The sequence below is a fragment of the Micromonospora sp. B11E3 genome (assembly GCF_039871625.1).
In the GTDB taxonomy this organism is placed as follows: Bacteria; Actinomycetota; Actinomycetes; order Mycobacteriales; family Micromonosporaceae; genus Micromonospora.
This window is the reverse complement of record NZ_JBDPMC010000036.1, coordinates 49,760-67,373: the sequence shown is the minus strand read 5'-3', so window position 1 is coordinate 67,373 and position 17,614 is coordinate 49,760. Positions and strand designations below refer to the sequence as shown.

General features: G+C 70.9%; 15 protein-coding genes. 2 read left to right on the top strand and 13 right to left on the bottom strand.

Annotated features, from left to right (window positions below):
- The first annotated feature begins 469 nt into the window (after positions 1-469).
- Complete coding sequence (locus tag ABGB16_RS19085) at positions 470-799, top strand: ATP-binding protein (protein WP_347669439.1); 330 nt, start codon at positions 470-472, stop codon at positions 797-799.
- A 458-nt stretch (positions 800-1,257) separates the two neighbouring features.
- Here ABGB16_RS19085 and ABGB16_RS19080 read toward each other — a convergent pair whose 3' ends face one another.
- On the bottom strand, positions 1,258-1,920 hold the full coding sequence (locus ABGB16_RS19080) for a response regulator transcription factor (protein ID WP_347669438.1): 663 nt from the start codon (positions 1,918-1,920) through the stop codon (positions 1,258-1,260).
- Entirely contained in the window at positions 1,917-3,065 is a 1,149-nt protein-coding gene (locus ABGB16_RS19075) for a sensor histidine kinase (protein WP_347669437.1), read from the bottom strand. Before ABGB16_RS19075 ends, ABGB16_RS19080 begins: the two co-directional genes overlap by 4 nt.
- 194 nt (positions 3,066-3,259) lie before the next feature.
- On the opposite strand from ABGB16_RS19075, the gene ABGB16_RS19070 reads away from it, so the two are divergent.
- Positions 3,260-3,787, top strand: coding sequence for a DUF1772 domain-containing protein (locus tag ABGB16_RS19070; RefSeq protein ID WP_347669436.1), 528 nt, complete (start codon positions 3,260-3,262; stop codon positions 3,785-3,787).
- A 102-nt stretch (positions 3,788-3,889) separates the two neighbouring features.
- Here the strand turns inward: ABGB16_RS19070 and ABGB16_RS19065 are convergent, their stop codons facing one another.
- The 11 genes from ABGB16_RS19065 to ABGB16_RS19015 all read right to left on the bottom strand — a co-directional run bounded on the left by ABGB16_RS19065 (position 3,890) and on the right by ABGB16_RS19015 (position 16,941).
- Positions 3,890-6,415: a beta-L-arabinofuranosidase domain-containing protein gene (locus ABGB16_RS19065; protein ID WP_347669435.1), complete on the bottom strand. Its 2,526-nt coding sequence runs from the start codon at positions 6,413-6,415 to the stop codon at positions 3,890-3,892.
- Between the two features lie 135 nt (positions 6,416-6,550).
- Entirely contained in the window at positions 6,551-7,111 is a 561-nt protein-coding gene (locus ABGB16_RS19060; protein ID WP_347669434.1) for a hypothetical protein, read from the bottom strand.
- Positions 7,108-7,845, bottom strand: a complete 738-nt coding sequence (locus ABGB16_RS19055; protein ID WP_347669433.1) for a hypothetical protein — start codon at positions 7,843-7,845, stop codon at positions 7,108-7,110. The genes ABGB16_RS19060 and ABGB16_RS19055 overlap by 4 nt, the downstream gene beginning before the upstream one ends.
- Entirely contained in the window at positions 7,842-8,726 is an 885-nt protein-coding gene (locus tag ABGB16_RS19050) for a hypothetical protein (RefSeq protein WP_347669432.1), read from the bottom strand. The genes ABGB16_RS19055 and ABGB16_RS19050 overlap by 4 nt, the downstream gene beginning before the upstream one ends.
- Positions 8,727-9,000: 274 nt before the next feature.
- Entirely contained in the window at positions 9,001-10,512 is a 1,512-nt protein-coding gene (gene araA, locus ABGB16_RS19045; protein ID WP_347669431.1) for an L-arabinose isomerase, read from the bottom strand.
- A gap of 29 nt (positions 10,513-10,541) precedes the next feature.
- Positions 10,542-11,219, bottom strand: coding sequence for an L-ribulose-5-phosphate 4-epimerase (locus tag ABGB16_RS19040; RefSeq protein ID WP_347669430.1), 678 nt, complete (start codon positions 11,217-11,219; stop codon positions 10,542-10,544).
- 2 nt (positions 11,220-11,221) lie between these two features.
- A complete protein-coding gene (araB, locus tag ABGB16_RS19035) occupies positions 11,222-12,898 on the bottom strand; it encodes a ribulokinase (RefSeq protein ID WP_347669429.1) in 1,677 nt (558 codons plus the stop codon).
- Entirely contained in the window at positions 12,895-13,917 is a 1,023-nt protein-coding gene (locus tag ABGB16_RS19030) for a LacI family DNA-binding transcriptional regulator (protein WP_347669428.1), read from the bottom strand. Before ABGB16_RS19030 ends, araB begins: the two co-directional genes overlap by 4 nt.
- 71 nt (positions 13,918-13,988) lie before the next feature.
- The gene (yjfF, locus tag ABGB16_RS19025; protein ID WP_347669427.1) at positions 13,989-14,927 is read right to left on the bottom strand and encodes a galactofuranose ABC transporter, permease protein YjfF; all 939 of its coding nucleotides are present in this window, start codon (positions 14,925-14,927) and stop codon (positions 13,989-13,991) included.
- Positions 14,924-16,030: an ABC transporter permease gene (locus ABGB16_RS19020; RefSeq protein ID WP_347669426.1), complete on the bottom strand. Its 1,107-nt coding sequence runs from the start codon at positions 16,028-16,030 to the stop codon at positions 14,924-14,926. The genes yjfF and ABGB16_RS19020 overlap by 4 nt, the downstream gene beginning before the upstream one ends.
- Positions 16,027-16,941, bottom strand: coding sequence for an ATP-binding cassette domain-containing protein (locus tag ABGB16_RS19015; RefSeq protein WP_347669425.1), 915 nt, complete (start codon positions 16,939-16,941; stop codon positions 16,027-16,029). The genes ABGB16_RS19020 and ABGB16_RS19015 overlap by 4 nt, the downstream gene beginning before the upstream one ends.
- Between the last annotated feature and the right edge of the window lie 673 nt (positions 16,942-17,614).

Genomic DNA, 17,614 nt, shown 5'->3' with positions numbered 1-17,614 from the left:
ACCGCACAAACACGACTGGAGCAAGCCGACCAACGATCGGCGGCTCCCACACACCCGCCGACTCACCCCGACATCGAAATGATCAACCGGTGACCGCCGCCAACCGCGTCGGTGGATCAAGGCTGAGCACGACCGGGCAACGGCGGTGGCCCAGCTTGTCGGGTTGGGGACGGAACGCCTGCGACTGCTTCGGGATCTGGACCGGGTTGATGAGCAGTTGCGGCCACGAGTCCAGCAGGCGGTGGCCGCCGGCGTGCCATACCGGCGGATCGCGGAACTGACCGGCTATTCGCGGTCTGCGCTCAGTCGCTGGGGTTCAACTCCAGCCAACCATGATCAACGCGAGACACCTGCGTAGAGAAGTGGGGCAACTCCCCACATCCCACCGGAGCTGACCACTGGAGAGCCGTGTGTCAGGGAAACCGACCAGCACGGTTCGGGAAGAGGCCGACAGAAAAGGACCCACACCATGGGCACCTCGCTGGCGGCCCACTTCACTCGGCGGGCGGGGACGAGGAAACCGACGGCCGAAATGCTGCACGGCGTCTCGTCCCCGGCCCGACACCTCAACCTCGACCGCACCGGCGCGAAACTGCTGTTCCAAATCTTCACCGAACGCGAGGAACGCAAAGCCATCGCCGTCGCCTCCAACGCCCCCTTCTCCGAATGGGGCAAAACCTTCACCGAGGAACGCCTCTGCTCCGCCATCGTCGACCGGCTCACCTTCAAGGGCTACCTCATCGAAACCGGCGCCGACTCCTACCGCCTGCAATCCACCCTCGAACGCAACCGCAGCTAGCGCCCTTGGACGGGATGGCGCCGGAATGAACCGCCCCGACGCCACCGCCTCTCACACACAGAGCCGGGTCCTCCAGGCCCCGCATCGGGAGCAGTGCCTGAAAGAACCCGGTCTGCACCAATCCTAACCACCCTCGCCGCAACACCACCGAAGCGACTCACGACCATCAGCAGACACCCCTCAGTCCGATGGATCCCGAACAAGGTGCCGATCTTCGCCGCCGGCCGCCTGGCGCCCAAAGAAGCTAACGATCGGCACCTACCAATGCCCGCCGCTCATAGGTGGTGCCGAAACAACCTGCCCAAGTGGTGCCCACTCAAGCTGCCGGAAACACCGTCCGGTGCGCACCGCAGCCAGCCGAGGAAGCGCTGGTGCAGCGTGCCGGCGGATGCCCACGTCAGGTCCTCGGCGGCGCGGGCGAACTACGCCCTGGCCAGCCGCCGGTGGCCGGGCCGCCGTCAGCCTTCGCCGGGTCGCACCAGTCCGCTCTCGTACGCGATGACGACGAGTTGGGACCGGTCACGCGCGTCGAGCTTCGTCAACAGGCGGCTGACGTAGGTGCGGGCGGTCTCCGGGCTGAGGTGCAGGGCGGCGCCGATCTCCGTGTTGGACCGCCCGGCGGCCACCTGGGCAAGGACGTCCCGTTCCCGGTCGGTGAGTCCGGCGAGCCGCCCCGGATCCGCCACGGGCGAGCGGGCCGCCGCCGCGAGCACCCGGCGGGTGACGGCGGGAGAGAGCAGCGCATGCCCGCCGGCCACGGTGCGCACGGCGTCGCGCAGGGCGTCGGGGGCGGTGTCCTTCAGCAGGAACCCGGCCGCGCCGGCGCGGATGGCCTCGAGGAGGTACTCGTCGTCGTCGAACGTGGTCAGCATGACGACCTGGACGTGCGCGAGCCGGGGGTCGGCCAGGATCCGCCGGGTGGCCTCGATCCCGTCGGTCCCGGGCATCCGCACGTCCATGAGGACGATGTCGGGCCGCTCGGCGCGGACGACGTTCAGGGCGGCGGCGCCGTCGGCCGCCTCACCGGCGACGGTGATGTCCGGTGCGCGTTCGAGCAGGGCACGGAGCCCGGCACGGACGAGGTGCTGATCGTCGACCACGACGACCCGGAGGACGCTCATGTCCTGCTCTCCGGCAACGGTAGGTGGGCGTACACCCGGAAGCCTCCGGTGTCGGCGTTGCCGATCCGGACGGTGCCGCCGAGAAGGGCGACCCGCTCGGACATTCCACGCAGGCCCTGACGTCCCGCGACGGGCGGGGCGCCCGCAGGTACGCCGCAGCCGTCGTCGACGACCTCCAGGGACAGCCCTGAGCCCGCCACCCGGAGGGTGACCGTCACCCGGGTGGCCCGCGCGTGCCGCAGCGCGTTGGTCAGCGCCTCCTGCACGACCCGGTAGACGGTGGCACCCACCACCGCGGGCAGCCCGTCGACCTCGCCGGTGATGCGCAGGTCGACCGGCAGGCCGCTGCGGCTGACGCCGTCGACGAGCGCGTGGAGCTGGTCGACGCCGGGGGCGGGCTCCCGGGTGCCGGAGTCGCGGCGCAGCGTGCCCAGCGTCGCCCGCAGCTCGGCCATCCCACTGCCGCCCGCCGAACGGATCGCCGCAAGGGCGGCCCTGGCATGCTCGGAGGCGCCGTCCGCGAGCGCCTCTTCCGCCACGGCCGACTGCAGCGTGACGACCGACATCGTGTGCCCGAGGGTGTCGTGCACCTCTCGGGCGATCCGGAGCCGCTCCGCCTCGACCTGCAGGGCGGCCTCCCTGCGGTGCTCCTCCGCCGCCGCCGCGGCCCGGCGGGCCATCTCGGCCCGCAGCGACCGCCTGCTGTGGACCGCGTCGCCGAGGGCGATGACCGCGAGCATCAGCGCCGCCTGGGAACCGAGGTCGACACCCACGACGACGGAGACGTCGTCGCCCTCCACCAGCCGTACGCCCACCGACAGCGCCAGCAGGCACCCGCCGACGACCGCGGCCGGCGCCACCCGGCCCCGCTCCGCGGCACCGTACAGGGCGGCGGCGGCCGGAGCGGCCAGACCGATCGGCGGGAGGTCCAGCGCGTAGTACCCGACGATGCCGAGGGCGGTCGCCAGCAGCGCGGGCACGGGCCATTCCCGGCTGAGCAGCGCCAGCGCGCCGAACCCGACCGCGAAACCGTAGGCGAGCGGCGCGCGGGCCGGCGCGTCGTCGGTGGCCACGGCCGCCGCGACCAGGCCGAAGGTGGCGGCGGCGAGCAGCAGGTCGGTACGGGTGGGTCGGGTGGGCGGCACGTTGACGAGGGTAGAACGGCGCGGGGCGAGCCCGCGGTCGCCGAGAGGCGTCAGATTCGCGGCGGGGACTACGTCGAGAAGCGATCCCGATTCGCGCGGTCGGGCGGCAGACCGCTCCCGCCGGCCGACCTAGCGTCGACGGCGACCCCATGCACCGCGCCGGGACGGCGCGACGGACCCCGGAGGACATCGAGATGTCTCGCACCAGGCTGACCTGGACCGTACTCATCGTTCTGGTCTGGGCGTCGATGCTGTCGTTCGGCGGTGTCGCCGCCGAGACCGTGATGCTCTACCCGAACATCTTCGGCGACGCGCCGGAGTCGTTGCACCGTGCCCGCGAGTTCATGGTCGCGGGTGGGCCGAGCGACTACTTCCCGCCGCTCGGGGCGACGGTGGTCCTCGGCAGCCTCACCGCGACGGTGCTGACGTGGCGGAACCGCCGGCTGCGGTGGTGGATCGTCGGAGCCGCCGCGACGTTCGTCGCCTGCGAGTTCCTCTTCTCGGTGGTGTTCTTCTGGCCACGCAACGAGATCATGTTCGTCGACCCGGTGGGCACGCACTCCCCCGAGTACCTGCGCCAGGTCGCCGAGGAGTTCGTCGCCGGGCACTGGGTACGCCTGGCGGGCGGCGCGGTGACCTCCGCGCTGGTGTTCACCGCGCTCCTGCGCTGGGCCCGGGACACCGCGCCCCGGACTGTCGACGGCGCGCAGACCGTACGGTGAGCCACCGGCAACGCTCACTCTGCCCCGCCCTCGAACTGACAGCCTGGTGGCCTCTTCGAGTTCGCCGAGGAGGCCACCAGGCGTTTTCTGCATCAGCCTCCGTCACTCGTAACGGTCGAAGGTGCCGGCGTGCAGGGCGGCGACGTCCCCGGCGCCGAGTGCGACCCCGTAGAGCCGGAAGTCGTCGACCGCCCCATGCAGCCAGGGGTGCTTGGCGTTCTGGGAACGGCCCAGGAAGTTCTGCTGCGTGGCGCCGAGCACCAGCGGCGACATCACCAACTGCTCGTTGACCCCCACCTGCTCGCCGTCGAGGTACAGCCGGGCCGCGCCCCGCGCCACCGTGACGGCCACGTGGGTCCACATCCCGGTCGGCAGCGGTCGGTCCGCGTCGACGAAGTCCTCGGTTTCCATGCCCCCCAGCTTCATGGCGAACCGCGCGGTGCCCCGACCGGTCCGGGGGGTCAGGAACATGTACGTCTGGGTGTTCGATCCGAGGTCGAAGACGCGTGCGGAGTTGGCGACGGACTCCAGGCGGGCCCAGACGGACACGGTCAGTTCCGTCAGGTTGGCGAGCAGGCCCGCGGGAAGGACGACGTGCCCGCCCTGCCCGTCGAGGGCCACCGCGCCACCACCGTCCCGGCCGACGAGCGAGGCGCCGCCCGCAAGCGCCGCGTCGGCCCAGCGTCCGGCGGAGTCGACCAGCCTTCCCGCGCCGTCGTCGAACGCGTACCGGGCCACCAGCTTGGGTGCCGGCCGTACGGGCCGCACGGCCCAGTAGACGTTGTAGTGCTCGTGGTGCACGTCCAGGAACGGGCTCAGCCGCACGCGCCGCCCGTCGGCGAGGGCCGTGAAGTCCGACGTGCCGGGCACGCGCGTCAGCGAGGACGGCTCGATCGTCGGGAGCGTGGCGGGCAGGGTGTCGCCGTACCGTCCGGCGAGCACCAGCGGGCCGTGCGTCAGGGCGTGCACCGCCGGGTTGTCGGGCGCCGACAGCCAGACCGGGGCCATCGGCAGCGACAGCTCCACGACGTCCCCGGCCGCCCAGGTGCGGCGGACCGCGACGTACGTGCCCGGCCGGCAGACCACGCCGACGGAGCGGCCGTTCACCCTGAGCGCGGGGGGCTGCCCGGCGCGTTCCGTCCACGCCGGGACGCGTACCCGGATCTCGGCGTCGCCGCCGCGGTCGACGGTGAGCCGCACCGTGGGGTCGTACGGGTACTCCGTCCGCAGCCTCAGCCGCAGCCCCCGCTCCCGCCAGTCCAGTTCGGACGGCACGAACAGGTTCACCCACAGCACGTCACCGCGGGTGAAGTAGATGCTGTCGGCAAACTTCACCTGGGTCTCCAGGGCGGTGCCGTGGTCGCAGGAGAAGTTGCCGTAGTCGCTGCTGTAGGTCTCCGGGTCGGCGACCAGCCCTTCCTTGCCCTTCCGGCGGGCGGTGTTGGACAGGCCGGTGTAGTACGTGACGAACCCGTTCGCGGAATCCGGGTCCTGCTCACCGAACATCTGGTTGAGCAGCGTCCACTCGTAGTAGTCCATGTACGTGGCGCGGTCCGGGTCGTTGCGAAAGAGCTGCCGGGAGAGCTTGAGCATGTTGTAGCTGTTGCAGTTCTCGCAGGTGTTCTCGCCCAACTGGCTCACGATCTGGTCGGGCGGGCCGAAGAACTCGGCGTTGCTGTTGCCGCCGATCACGTACGTGTGGTGCTGCACGACCTGGTCCCAGAAGTAGGTCGCGATGGTGCGGTAGCGCTCCTCGCCGGTCGCCTCCCACTGTGCCGCGGCGCCCACGACCTTGGCGATGTCGGTGTTCGCGTGCCGGCCCGCCAGGGTGTTACGGCGCTCGGAGAGCGGCCCGAAGATCTCGTCGTGGTCGAACCGGGCGGCGAGTTCCAGGTGCCGGTCGTCCCTGGTGACGAACCACAGGTTGGCCAGCACCTCCTTCATGCCGCCGAACTCCGTGTGCAGGACCTTCTGCAGCGCGTCCCGGGACAACCGCGACGTGCGGGTGTCCACCCACTCCACCATGCCGAGCAGGACCGTGAGGGCCTGTTCGTTGCCGAGCAGGACATGCTGGTCCAGCAGCCCGGCCATGATCTTGTGGATCGTGTACCACACGTTCTTGCCGGCCTCGAGGTCGTCGAACGCCTTTTCGGGGAAGGCGGACAGGTAGCCCGGGGTGAAACCGGCGTCGGTCGCCGCCACCTGGCACTCCGCGAGGGCGGCCACCAGCCGTGCACCCTTCGCCGCCAGCTCGGCGTCGCCAGTGTTCGCGGCGGCCAGGGCGAGGCCGCTGAGCAGGTGGCCGGTGGTGTGCCCGCGCAGCTGCACGTTCGGCGCCTCCCAGCCGCCGCACGGTTGGGCGGTGCTCGGCAGGCCGGCCGTGAGCCGGAAGGTGTGCAGCAGCCGGTCCAGATCGACGTCCCGCAGGTACGCCGTCGTCCGACGCATGTTGGCCAGGAACCTGCTGTCCAGGAGCCGAACCCGGTCGAGGGGCAGGGCCGCCAGCGGCGGCAGCCCGGCACCGGCCGTCTCGGCGTACGCCGGCAGCCCGCCGAGCCCCGCCGCCAGGCCGGCGCCGAGGAGACCACCGAGGAATCCCCGCCTGCCCAGTCCCACGTAGCTGTTCATCGTTGCGCTTCCTCCGTCGGGTACGCCGGACGTCGCGGGACGAGGGCTCCGAGCTGCCCTGGCGTCAGGGTTTGACCGTGTTGGATGCGGCGGGTTCGGGCAGTGTCGCGGAACGCCGCCCGAACCCGCCCCGGGTCAGAGCCGCACCTGGGTGGTGCCCGCCGGCACCGCAACGGTGCGGGGCTTTCCGCCGCCGTCGCCGAAGACACTGATGGTGGCTGCGCCGTCCGCCTTGACGGTGAACGTCGCGGTGCCGCCCGCGACGACGAAGTCCCGTACGACGACCCGCGCCCCACGGGCCGTGAACAGCGGGCGGCCGTCCTGGTGGACCACCGTCGACTCGGGTCCAGCCACCACCTGGTAGCGGTGCCCGTGCAGCGGCACCTCGTTGACCGAGTTGGTGCCCGGCAGGCCCAGCGTCCCGAAGCGCATGCCGCGCGGGTCACCCCACGGCTCGTCGGCGATCAGCTCCTGCGTACCCATGAGCGGCATCAGGTTCGACCAGCTGTACGTACGCCACGCGGTGTCGGTCGCGGCGCCGTTGATGACCTGGCCCGGCTCGGCGTCCCAGTGCTCGGGGAACCAGCCCAGCTCCTGCCAGGTGGACAACCACAGGTCGCTGCTCTTCGTGGCCAGTTCCGCGGCCGGCTCGTCGAAGCCGTACCGCTTGAGGCCGTCGTAGACCGTGGCGTTCATCGGCGGCCACACCGCGCCCTGCCACTCCTCGCACGCGTCCTCCTCGTTGTGCTTCTGGAAGTAGCGGTAGGCCGGCGTCTCCTCGTGGGTCTTTCCGGCGTTGCAGTACGCCGGGTCGTTGCGGGCCACGCTCGGGATGGCGTACTCACCCCAGAACTCGTCGGGGTTGAGCAGGTGGTCACGGACCAGGGTCTCGGCACGGTCCGGGGTGGCCAGCCCGCCCGGTCGGCGTCCTTCCCGAGCGCCCCCGCCATCTCTGAGAGGGTATCGGCGAGGAGTCCGTAGTACGAGTTGAGGGCGACGTCGGTCAGGTTGGTGTTGTCCCGGTTGTCGCTGCCGTCGGTCGGGACCTGGATGGCATTCCAGTACTGCGGGCTGTCGTCGAGGCCGAGGTGGTTGCCGCGGCCGCCGATCCGCGCGCCCGCCCAGGGGGTCTCGAGCAGGCCGTCGCCGTCGGTGTCGAACTCCTTCGTCCGGTCGATGTAGGGCACCATCACCGGGTAGACCAGGTCAAGGATGCTGCGGTCGCCGGTGCGGGTGTAGGCCCGCCAGGCGAGGTAGGCGTGCATCGGGCCGGCGTGCAGCTGGTCGTACCGGGGCCCGCCCTGGTCGTAGAAGTCCCGGATGTGGTCCAGCGCGAGCGCCGGGTCGAGGCTCAGGGCGGTGATCCCGTCCCAGGCCGAGTCCCACCCCTTGAAAATGTCGTCGCCGCCACCGCCGAGGCCCCACATCACGAAGCGCGGTTGAACTTCTCGTCGTAGTTGGCGTTGAGCGCCATGGCGTCACGCATGTACGTCGTCGTCTGGCCGACCCGGCCGCCACCGTCGACGCTTCCGTCGTTCACCCGGCCCCGGGCCTGCGCCAGGATGGCGAGCGCCTCGTCCTGGGACCGCGGCGAGGCCGGGAGCGCCGCGTCGCCCATGCGAGCGGTGAAGGTGACCGTCTCGTCGCGGTCGAGCTCCCACCGCATGGCTGCCGCGCCCTCACCGGTCGCGGCGCTCTTGCCCACCATCGCGTTGAGCATGTCCTTCAGCGAGGCGTACGACGCGCTGCTGTCGGCGGGCGCGCTGGTGTCGACGCGCAGGTGCGCCTGCCTACCGGGGTCGGTGAGCCCGGTGGTGGTGCCCGCCATGGCCCGCTCGCCCGCGACGACGTACCGGCTGGGCTCCGACCAGGGCGCGCTCGCGTCGAGGAACACGGTGGTGTCGTCGTCGAGCGCGGTCACCGAGCCGACGAGTTCGGTCTGCCCGACCCGGGCGAACCGGATGACGATGTTGCGGCGGTCCCGCTGGACTTGCTCGTAGCGGGCCTGGAGGGCCGGCAGCTGGGTCCGGGCCGCCTCCACGTCCCGGGCGTCCCAGCTCTCGGGGTGGTCGAGGGTGGCCTGCAGGCCGCCGATCTTCTCGGCGGTGAGGACCCGGTCGTCGGTGCTGAGCTCGATCTCGTAGTAGGAGCCGTCGGTGGCGATCGGTCCGATGCGCCGGATGTTCGGCACCATGTTCTCGTGGACGATCTTGTTGTCCTTGGTCAGCAGGTCGACCGACACCGAGAACCGGGTCTCGCCCTCGCCGACGAAGATCGCGCCGTTGAACTCCTGCTCCTTGAAGCCGGGCATGACGAACGGCCTGGCCAGCGGTGCCAGGTCGACCTGCTGCTCCCGCTCGGCGACGGGCTCTCCCCTGGCCGGCAGGCCGGCCAGGGTGGAGGTGACGGTCGCGGCGAGCGCCGCGGCGAGTAGTCCGCGCCGCCGGGTGAGGAACCGGCGCTGTGATCATGGCATGTGGAACTCCTTTCAGGGCGGGGGTTTCCGGGTGCGAATGGCATGACGGGTCGCCCGTGCGAGCCTGGGCGGCTCGACGGTGGTCGTGGGTGACGGTGTCGCGGTGGGGTTACAGCCGCGCGGCAAGGCGGTGGTAGGCGCCGCTCCACCGGAGTTCCCGCTGGAGCCTCTCCGGCGTGGCGTCCGCGTCGATGACCACGAGCTCCGTACGCAGCATCTCGGCCAGTTCGCGGAACTCCGGCGTGCCGACCGCCTTCGACAGGACGGTGTGGTGCGGGCCGCCGGCGAGCAGCCAGCACTCGGCCGAGGTCGACAGGGTGGGTCGCGGCTCCCACAGGGCGCACGCGACCGGAAGCCTGGGCAGTGCCTCGTCGGGCTCGACGACGTCGACCTCGTTGAGGGTGAGGCGGAAGCGGTCTCCCAGGTCGCTGATGCCCACCACCACGGCGGGGCCGGGGGCGGCAGTGAAGCGCAGGCGCACCGGGTCCTCCCGGTTGCCGATGCCGAGGGGGTGGATCTCGAGGGTCGGCCTGCGTCCGGCGATGCTGGGGCAGACCTCGAGCATGTGGGCGCCGAGGATCTTCTCCTGCCCGGGCACCAGGTGGTAGGTGTAGTCCTCCATGAAGCTCGTGCCGCCGGGACGGCCGGCTTCCATGACCTTGGTGGTGCGGAGCATGACCGAGGTCTTCCAGTCGCCCTCGCCGCCGAAGCCGTAACCATCGGCCATCAGCCGCTGCACGGCGAGGCCGGGAAGCTGGCGCAGGCCGCCGAGGTCCTCGAAGTTGGTCGTGAACGCCTGGAAGCCGCCGTCGGAGAGGAAGGCCCGCAGGCCCGCCTCGATCCGGGCGCCGTAGCGCAGGGACTCGTGGCGGTCCCCGCCCGGGCACAGCTCGGCCGCCACGTCGTAGGCGTCGAGGTACTGCTCGACCAGGTCGTCGATCTCCGCGTCGGGGATGTCGTCGACGACCTTTACCAGGTCGTTCACGCCGTACGTGTTGACGGAGACCCCGAACCGCAACTGCGCCTCGACCTTGTCCCCTTCGGTGACGGCCACGTCGCGCATGTTGTCGCCGAACCGGGCCAACCGTAGCGTCCGCAGCTCGTGCGCGCCGAGGGCGGCGCGCGCCCAGGCGGCGACCCGCTCCACCACGACGGGGTTGCTGACGTGCCCGGCGACGACCTTGCGGGCCACGCCGAGCCGGGCGGTGAGGTAGCCGAACTCGCGGTCGCCGTGGGCTGCCTGGTTGAGGTTCATGAAGTCCATGTCGATGGTGGACCAGGGAAGTTCCGCGCCGGCCTGGGTGTGCAGGTGCAGCATCGGCTTGCGCAGGGCGTCCATGCCCGCGATCCACATCTTCGCCGGGGAGAACGTGTGCATCCAGGTGATGACGCCGATGCAGCGCGTCGCCGCGTTTGCCTCCAGCACCCGGGCGTGGATGGCAGCCGGGTCGGCGAGGACCGGCTGCCAGACCACCTTGGCGGGCAGCAGGCCGCTGGCGTCGAGCTGCTTGGCGATGGCCTGCGACTGCTCAGCCACCTGGCGCAGGGTGTCCTCGCCGTACAGGTGCTGGCTGCCGGTCAGGAACCACAGCTCGGGGGCGTTCTGGGGGTCAGCGGGCATGGGTGGTCTCCTCGGGTGGCTCGGGCGGGTCAGCGCTGCCCGTAGACGTTCTGGTAGCGGTCGTAGAGCGAGTCGATCTCGTGCTCGGCGATGGGCAGCGGCTGGCCCAGTTGCCGGGCGATGTGGACGGTGCGGGCCACGTCCTCACACATGACGGCGGCCTTGACCGCTGCCCGGGCCGTCGGTCCGATGCTGAAGACGCCGTGGTTACGCATGAGTACCGCCGGCGAGCGGCTCTGCGAGAGGGTCTGGACGATCCCGCGCCCGATGGAGTCGTCGCCGATGAGCGCGAACGGGCCGACGGGGATGTCGCCACCGAACTCGTCGGCCATCATCGTCAGCACGCACGGGATGGGTTCCCCGCGCGATGCCCAGGCGGTGGCGTAGGTCGAGTGGGTGTGCACGACACCGCCGACGTGCGGCATGTGGCGGTAGACGTACGCCTGGGCGTCGGTGTCGGACGACGGCGCGCGGTTGCCGTCGACGACCCGGCCGGACAGGTCGCAGACGACCATGTTGTCCGGGGTGAGCTGGTCGTACGGCACGCCGCTGGGCTTGATGACCATGAGGTCGCGGTCGGGCACACGGGCCGACACGTTGCCGGCGGTCCACACCACGAGCTCGTAGTGCGTCAGCTCGACGTGCAGCCGGCACACCTCCTCGCGCAGGTGCCGGATCGTCGCGTCGACGTCGGTCAGAACGGTCACGGTCAGCTCTCCTTCCGGCCGGCGGCGGCCATCGCGGAACGGCGGATCTCCTTGAGTCGCTTCATGACCGGGTTCGCACCCCGGCCGAAGTAGTCGTGGAGCGCCAGGTACTCGGCGAACAGTGCGTCGTAGGCCGCTGCTCGTTCCTCGTCGGGCAGGTACGCGGCGCGGGTGACCCGGCCCATGGCCTTGGCCGCGGTCGTGATGCCGGGGTGGGCGCCGGCGGCGACCGCGGCGTGGATCGCCGAGCCGAGCGCGGGCCCCTGCTCGGAACCGAGGACCGACAGTGGCATCCGGGTCACGTCGGCGTAGATCTGCATGAGCAGGCGGTTTTTGGTCAGGCCGCCGGCGACGATGAGCTCTTCGACCGGTACGCCGCTGTCCCGGAACGTCTCGAGGATGACCCGGGTGCCGAATGCGGTGGCCTCGAGCAGCGCGCGGTAGGTGTCCTCCGGGCGGGTCGCCAGCGTCTGCCCGACGACGACCCCGGACAGCTCGTGGTCGACGAGGACCGACCGGTTGCCGCTGTGCCAGTCGAGGGCGATGAGCCCGTGCTCACCCACCGCCTGGCCGGCGGCCCGCTCGGTGAGCAGTTCGTGCACCGAGAAGCCGCGCTCCTGCGCCTCGGCCGCGTACGCCGCGGGCACGCCCGTGCGGGTGAACCAACCGAAGATGTCGCCCACCCCGGACTGGCCGGCCTCGTAGCCCCAGAGCCCGGGGATGATCCCACCGTCCACGACGCCGCACATGCCCGGCACCTCGCGCAGCACGGTGCTGGACATGACGTGGCAGGTGGAGGTGCCCATGATCGCCACCAGCTGGCCGGGCTCGGTGGCCTGGGCCGCGGGCGCGGTGACGTGGGCGTCGACGTTGCCGACGGCCACCGCGATGCCCTCGGGCAGGCCCGTCCAGGCGGCCGCCTGCGCGGTGAGCCGGCCGGCCGCCTCACCGAGCTGGCCGATCGGGTGCTCAAGCTTGTCGACGACGAAGCGCGCGAAGCCGGGGTTGAGCGCGGCGAGGAACTCCGGGGTGGGGTACGTCCCGTCCTGGAGGATGCCCTTGTAGCCGGCGGTGCACGCGTTGCGGACGTACCTGCCGCACAGCTGCCACACGATCCAGTCCGCGGCCTCCACCCAGCGTTCGGTCGCGGCGTACACCTCGGGATCCTCTTCGAGGACCTGCAGCGCCTTGGCGAACTCCCACTCCGAGGAGATCAGCCCGCCGTAGCGCGGCAGCCATGCCTCCCCGCGGCGGCGGGCCAGCTCGTTGATGCGGTCGGCCTGTCCCTGGGCGGCGTGGTGCCGCCACAGCTTGACGTAGGAGTGCGGCCGGTGGGCGTACGCCGGCAGCTCGCACAGCGGCGTGCCGTCGGCCGTGGTCGGCAGCACGGTGCAGGCGGTGAAGTCGGTGGCGATACCGATGACGTCGGCCGGGTCGATCCCCGCCCGCCGTACCGCCGACGGCACCGCCACCTGCAGGACCTCGCGGTAGTCCTGGGGCACCTGCAGTGCCCACTCAGGGGGCAGCGCCGGGCCGGAGGGGAGGGCGTCGGTCAGCACGGCGTGCGGGTACTCGTGCACGGCCGAGCCCAGCTCGGCGCCGTCGGAGACCCGGACCACGAGGGCCCGGCCCGACAGGGTGCCGAAGTCGACGCCCACCACGTACCTGTCGTTGCTCATGTGCTGGTCCTTGTCGGTGGCGCGGTGCTCCCACGCACCACGAGCTTGGGGGTGACCAACGGCGAGGGCTGGAGTTCCCCGCCCTGGATCGCCTGCGTGACGACCTCGATCGCCCGGCGACCGACGGCGTCGAAGTCCTGCTGGATCGTGGTCAGCGGCGGGATGAGGTAGGGCGCCTCGGGGACGTCGTCGAACCCGACGACGGAGATGTCCTCCGGCACCCTCCGGCCGGACTCGTGCAGTGCGCGGAGCACCCCGATCGCCATCTGGTCGTTGGCGGCGAACACCGCGGTCGTCTCGGGCATTGCGCTGATCCGCAGCCCGGCGACGTACCCGCTCTCGGAGCTCCAGTCGCCCCGAACCGGCTCGGCCGGGCGCAGGCCCGCCGCGCTCATCGCCAGGCGCCAGCCCTCGACCCGGGCGCGGGCCTCCGCCCAGTTGAGCGGACCGCTCACGTGCACGATCTCGCGGTGTCCGAGTCCCAGCAGGTGCTCGGTGGCCATTCGGGCGCCGAGCACCTGGTCCACCCCGACGGTGCGGGACGCCTTCGACAGGTCCCCCTCCACCACCACGAACGGGACCTGGGAGCGCTGCGTACGCACCATCTCGAGCGCCTCGTCGTGCCCGGCGATCATGACGATGCCCTCCACGCCGACACGCATGAGGTGCTCGGTGGCGTCGCTGAGCGCCCGCCGGGTCACCTCGGAGAGGTTCACCGAGGTGGCGAAGTAGCCGGCGGCGCGGGCCGCGTCCTCGACGCTCCGGTGGATGCTGGTCGGGCCGAACAGCGTCCGGGCGGTACCGATGATGCCGATGATCCCGGAGCGGCCGCGCACCAGCGCGCGGGCGGCGGTGTTGGGACGGTAGCCGAGCCGTTCGATGGCCTGGAGCACCCGTTCCCGCGTCTCCGGCTTGATGCTGGGCGACCCGTTGATCACCCGGGACACCGTCTGGTGCGACACGCCCGCCAGACGGGCGACGTCGGCCATCACCGGCGCCTTGGCCGCGGCCGCCGTCACGGCCGCCTCCGCATGAAGACCCGCTGCATCACGATGAAGAGGAGCAGCAGGGTTCCGATCGCGATCTTTGTTCACCATGAACTCAGCGTGCCTTGGAACGAGATCAGTGTCTGGATGACACCCGGGACGAGGACGCCGAGCAGCGAGCCGAGGAGGTAACCGACGCCTCCGGAGAGCAGCGTGCCCCCGATGACGGCGGAGGCGATGGCGTCCAGTTCCATGCCGACGGCGTGCAGGCCGTAGCCGGAGAGCATGTAGAGGGCGAACAGGAGCCCGGCGATCGCGGAACAAAGGCCGCTGATGACGTAGACGCCGACCTTGACCCTGGCGACCGGCAGGCCCATGAGCATCGCCGAGTTCTCGTTGCCGCCGACCGCGTACGCCGTACGTCCGAACCGGGTGCGGTGCAGGACCCAGACGGCCACCGCCACGACGGCCAGGGCGATCACCACGCTCCAGGTGATCGAGACGGTGCCGGACAGCGGGATCGCGGCGGTGGCGAAGGTGCGGAAGGCCTGGCCCTTGATCGAGATCGACTCCACGCCGACGACGAAGCACAGTCCCCGGGCGAGGAACAAGCCGGCCAGTGTGACGATGAACGGCTGGATCTCGAAGTGGTGGATGACCAGGCCCATGAGCAGGCCGAACGTCGATCCCATGGCCAGCACCAGCAGCACCACGAGCGGCGCCGGAAGCCCGGCCCGCAGACCGGCGGCGGCCACCATCGTGGACAGCGCCACCACCGCGCCCACCGACAGGTCGATGCCCCCCGTGATGATGACGAAGGTCATGCCGACGGCCAGGACGATGAGGAAGGCGTTGTCGATGAACAGGTTGGCCACGACCTGACCGGACAGGAACCCGTCGTAGCGGGCGGTGCCGACCCCGAAGAGGAGCACGAACAGCACGAACGTGGCGACCACCGGGACGACCCGGCCGGGAATCGACCGCCGGCCCGAAAGCGCCCCGAGCGGGACCCTGCCCTTGACGGGCGTTGCTGAGGTCGTCATGGCTGGGCCACCTTCTCCACCATCATCGGGGTCTGGTTCCGCGGGTTCGGTCGGGCCGCGGGCTCGGCGTCGGGATTCGGGGGCGCGTGCCGTCGCCGGGTGCGGCGCAGCAGGGCGGCCCGCGCCTTGGGTGCCTGCAGGAGGCACACGGCGATGACGACGACGGCCTTGAAGACGAGCGTGATCTCGGGCGCGATGCCCATGCTGTAGACCGTCGTGGTGAGCGTCTGGATGATCAGCGCGCCGACCAGCGTGCCGGTGAGGCTGTAGCGGCCGCCGGCCAGCGAGGTGCCACCGATCACCACGGCCAGGATCGCGTCCATCTCGATCCAGAGGCCGGCGTTGTTGGCGTCGGCGGCACTGACGTTCGAGCTGATCATCAGGCCCGCGACGCCCGCGCAGACCGCGGCGAACACGTAGACGGTGCACCGGATGGTGCCCGCCCGCAGGCCGGCGAGCCGGCTGGCCTCGGGGTTGACGCCGACGGACTCGATGAGCAGGCCCAGGGCCGTCTTCCTGGTCACGAGGGCGACGAACGCGAACACGGCGACGGCGATGAGGATCGACACGGGCAGCACCAGGAAGCCGGCGCCGACCGTGCGGAACGCCGGATTCCGTACGGTGATGATCTGGCCGTCGGTGATGAGCATCGCGATGCCCCGCCCGGCCATCATCAGCACGAGCGTCGCGATGATCGGCTGGATGTTGAGCGCGGCGACGAGGAAGCCGTTCCACAGGCCGAGGACGGCGCACAGTGCCAGCGCGATCCCCATGCCGGTCAGGGCAGCCCCGACGCCGTCGGGAGCGGCGGCCCCGGCGATGTGGGAACAGGTGACCGCGCCGGCGATCGCGACGACCGCGCCGACCGACAGGTCGATCCCCCGCGTGGCGATGACCAGGCACATGCCGAGCGCGATGAGCATGGTCGGCGCGCCGTTCTTGAGGATGTCGACGAGGCTGCCGTAGAGGTGGCCGTCCTGGATCCGCAGCGCCAGGAACGACGGCCGCACCACCGCGTTGGCCGCGAGCAGCACCACGAGGGCCACCAGGGGCCACAGCAGCCCGCTGTCGCGGAACCGTTCCAGGGGGCGGGTGGAGGTCATGCCGCCACCGCCTCGGAGCGCTCGTCCACGTGGGCGATGAGCCGCATGATGTCGTCCACCGTCGCATGCTGGTCGAGCTCGGCGATCTTTGCTCGGTCCTTCATCACCACGACGCGGTGGCTCAGGCGCACGACCTCTTCGAGCTCGGCGGAGATGTAGACCACGGCCATGCCTTCCTGGGCGAGTTCGGCGACGAGCTTCTGGATCTGGGTCTTGGCCCCGATGTCGATGCCGCGGGTGGGCTCGTCGAGGATGAGCAACTTCGGCTCGGTGACCAGCCAGCGGGCGAGCAGCACCTTCTGCTGGTTGCCGCCGGACAGCTTGCCGACGAGCGCGTCGGGGTTCGCCGGCCTGATGTCCAGCGTCTTGATCCACTTCTCGACCAGTTGGTCCTTGACCTTGCGGGAAATGGGTCGGGCCCAGCCGTTGGCGGCCTGCATGGCCAGGATCAGGTTGTCGCGGATGCTGAGGTCGGCCACCACGCCCTCGCCCTTGCGGCCCTCCGAGCAGAAGGCGATCCCGGCGGCGATGGCGGCGCGGGGATTGCGCAGGTGCACCACCTTGCCGTCGACGGTCACCTGGCCGCTGTCCGGGCGATCCGCCCCGAAGAGCAGCCGCGCAAGCTCGGTGCGGCCGGAGCCGAAAAGTCCGGCCAGGCCCACCACCTCACCCCGGTTGATCTGCAGGTCGAGCGGCGCGACCGAGCCCTTGCGGCCGATTCCGGTGGCCCGCAGCACGGGAACGGTGGCGGCTTCCTCGCCGGCCTGTTCGGCGAGCCGCTCCACCTCCGCCAAGGCGCCGAACTCCCGTCCGATCATGAGCGAGACCAACTCGAGCCGGCTGAGCTCGGCGGTGTGGTACTCCCCCACCAGACGGCCGTTGCGCAACACCGTCATCCGGTCGGAGATCACCACCGCACCCGACCAGGCCGGCGGCCAGCACCACGCCGGCGACGGCCGCGAGGAACTTCTTCGACATCGAACTTCCTCCAACTTTCTGACGCCATGTGGGCCCTCCCGTGCGACCGGTCCCCGGCTTCGCAGCCCATCTGACGCAGAAGTGTGAGCGCTAACATCCGGCCACGTCAACCCCTGATGTCCTTCTTTTGTCAACGGCAGATGTCGCCGCAGGCAGAAGCGTTGACATGATCGGGATCCGTGCGTATGTTGGCGCTCACACGCGTACGTGTTAACGCTCACTTCACGGTCTCAACCACACCCTTCCCCGCGACCATCCGGGTCGGATCCGTACCCACAGCCGGCTCGACGCGTCCCGGAAGAGTGATCGGCTGGCCCCGCCATGTCGCCGGCATGGCGGGGCCAGCCGGAGCCACCCACGTCCCCGGGACCGAGTCGTCCCGCGTCTCCGGAGTGGCCGTTCGGGCCAGCCGCAGCCCGCCGAACGGCCCATAGCCTGATGGACCTCGCCAATCGGAGCGCCCCGATTGGACCGGTTGATCGCGTCCTCTCACCGTGCGACGGTCACTCCCCGTAAGTCCGCGCTCAGTTCGAGTGGGGCCATGGAAAGACGCCACGAGAGGTGAGCCTTGCGGGGATCCAGCGATCGGCCGGCTGCCGGGGCAGC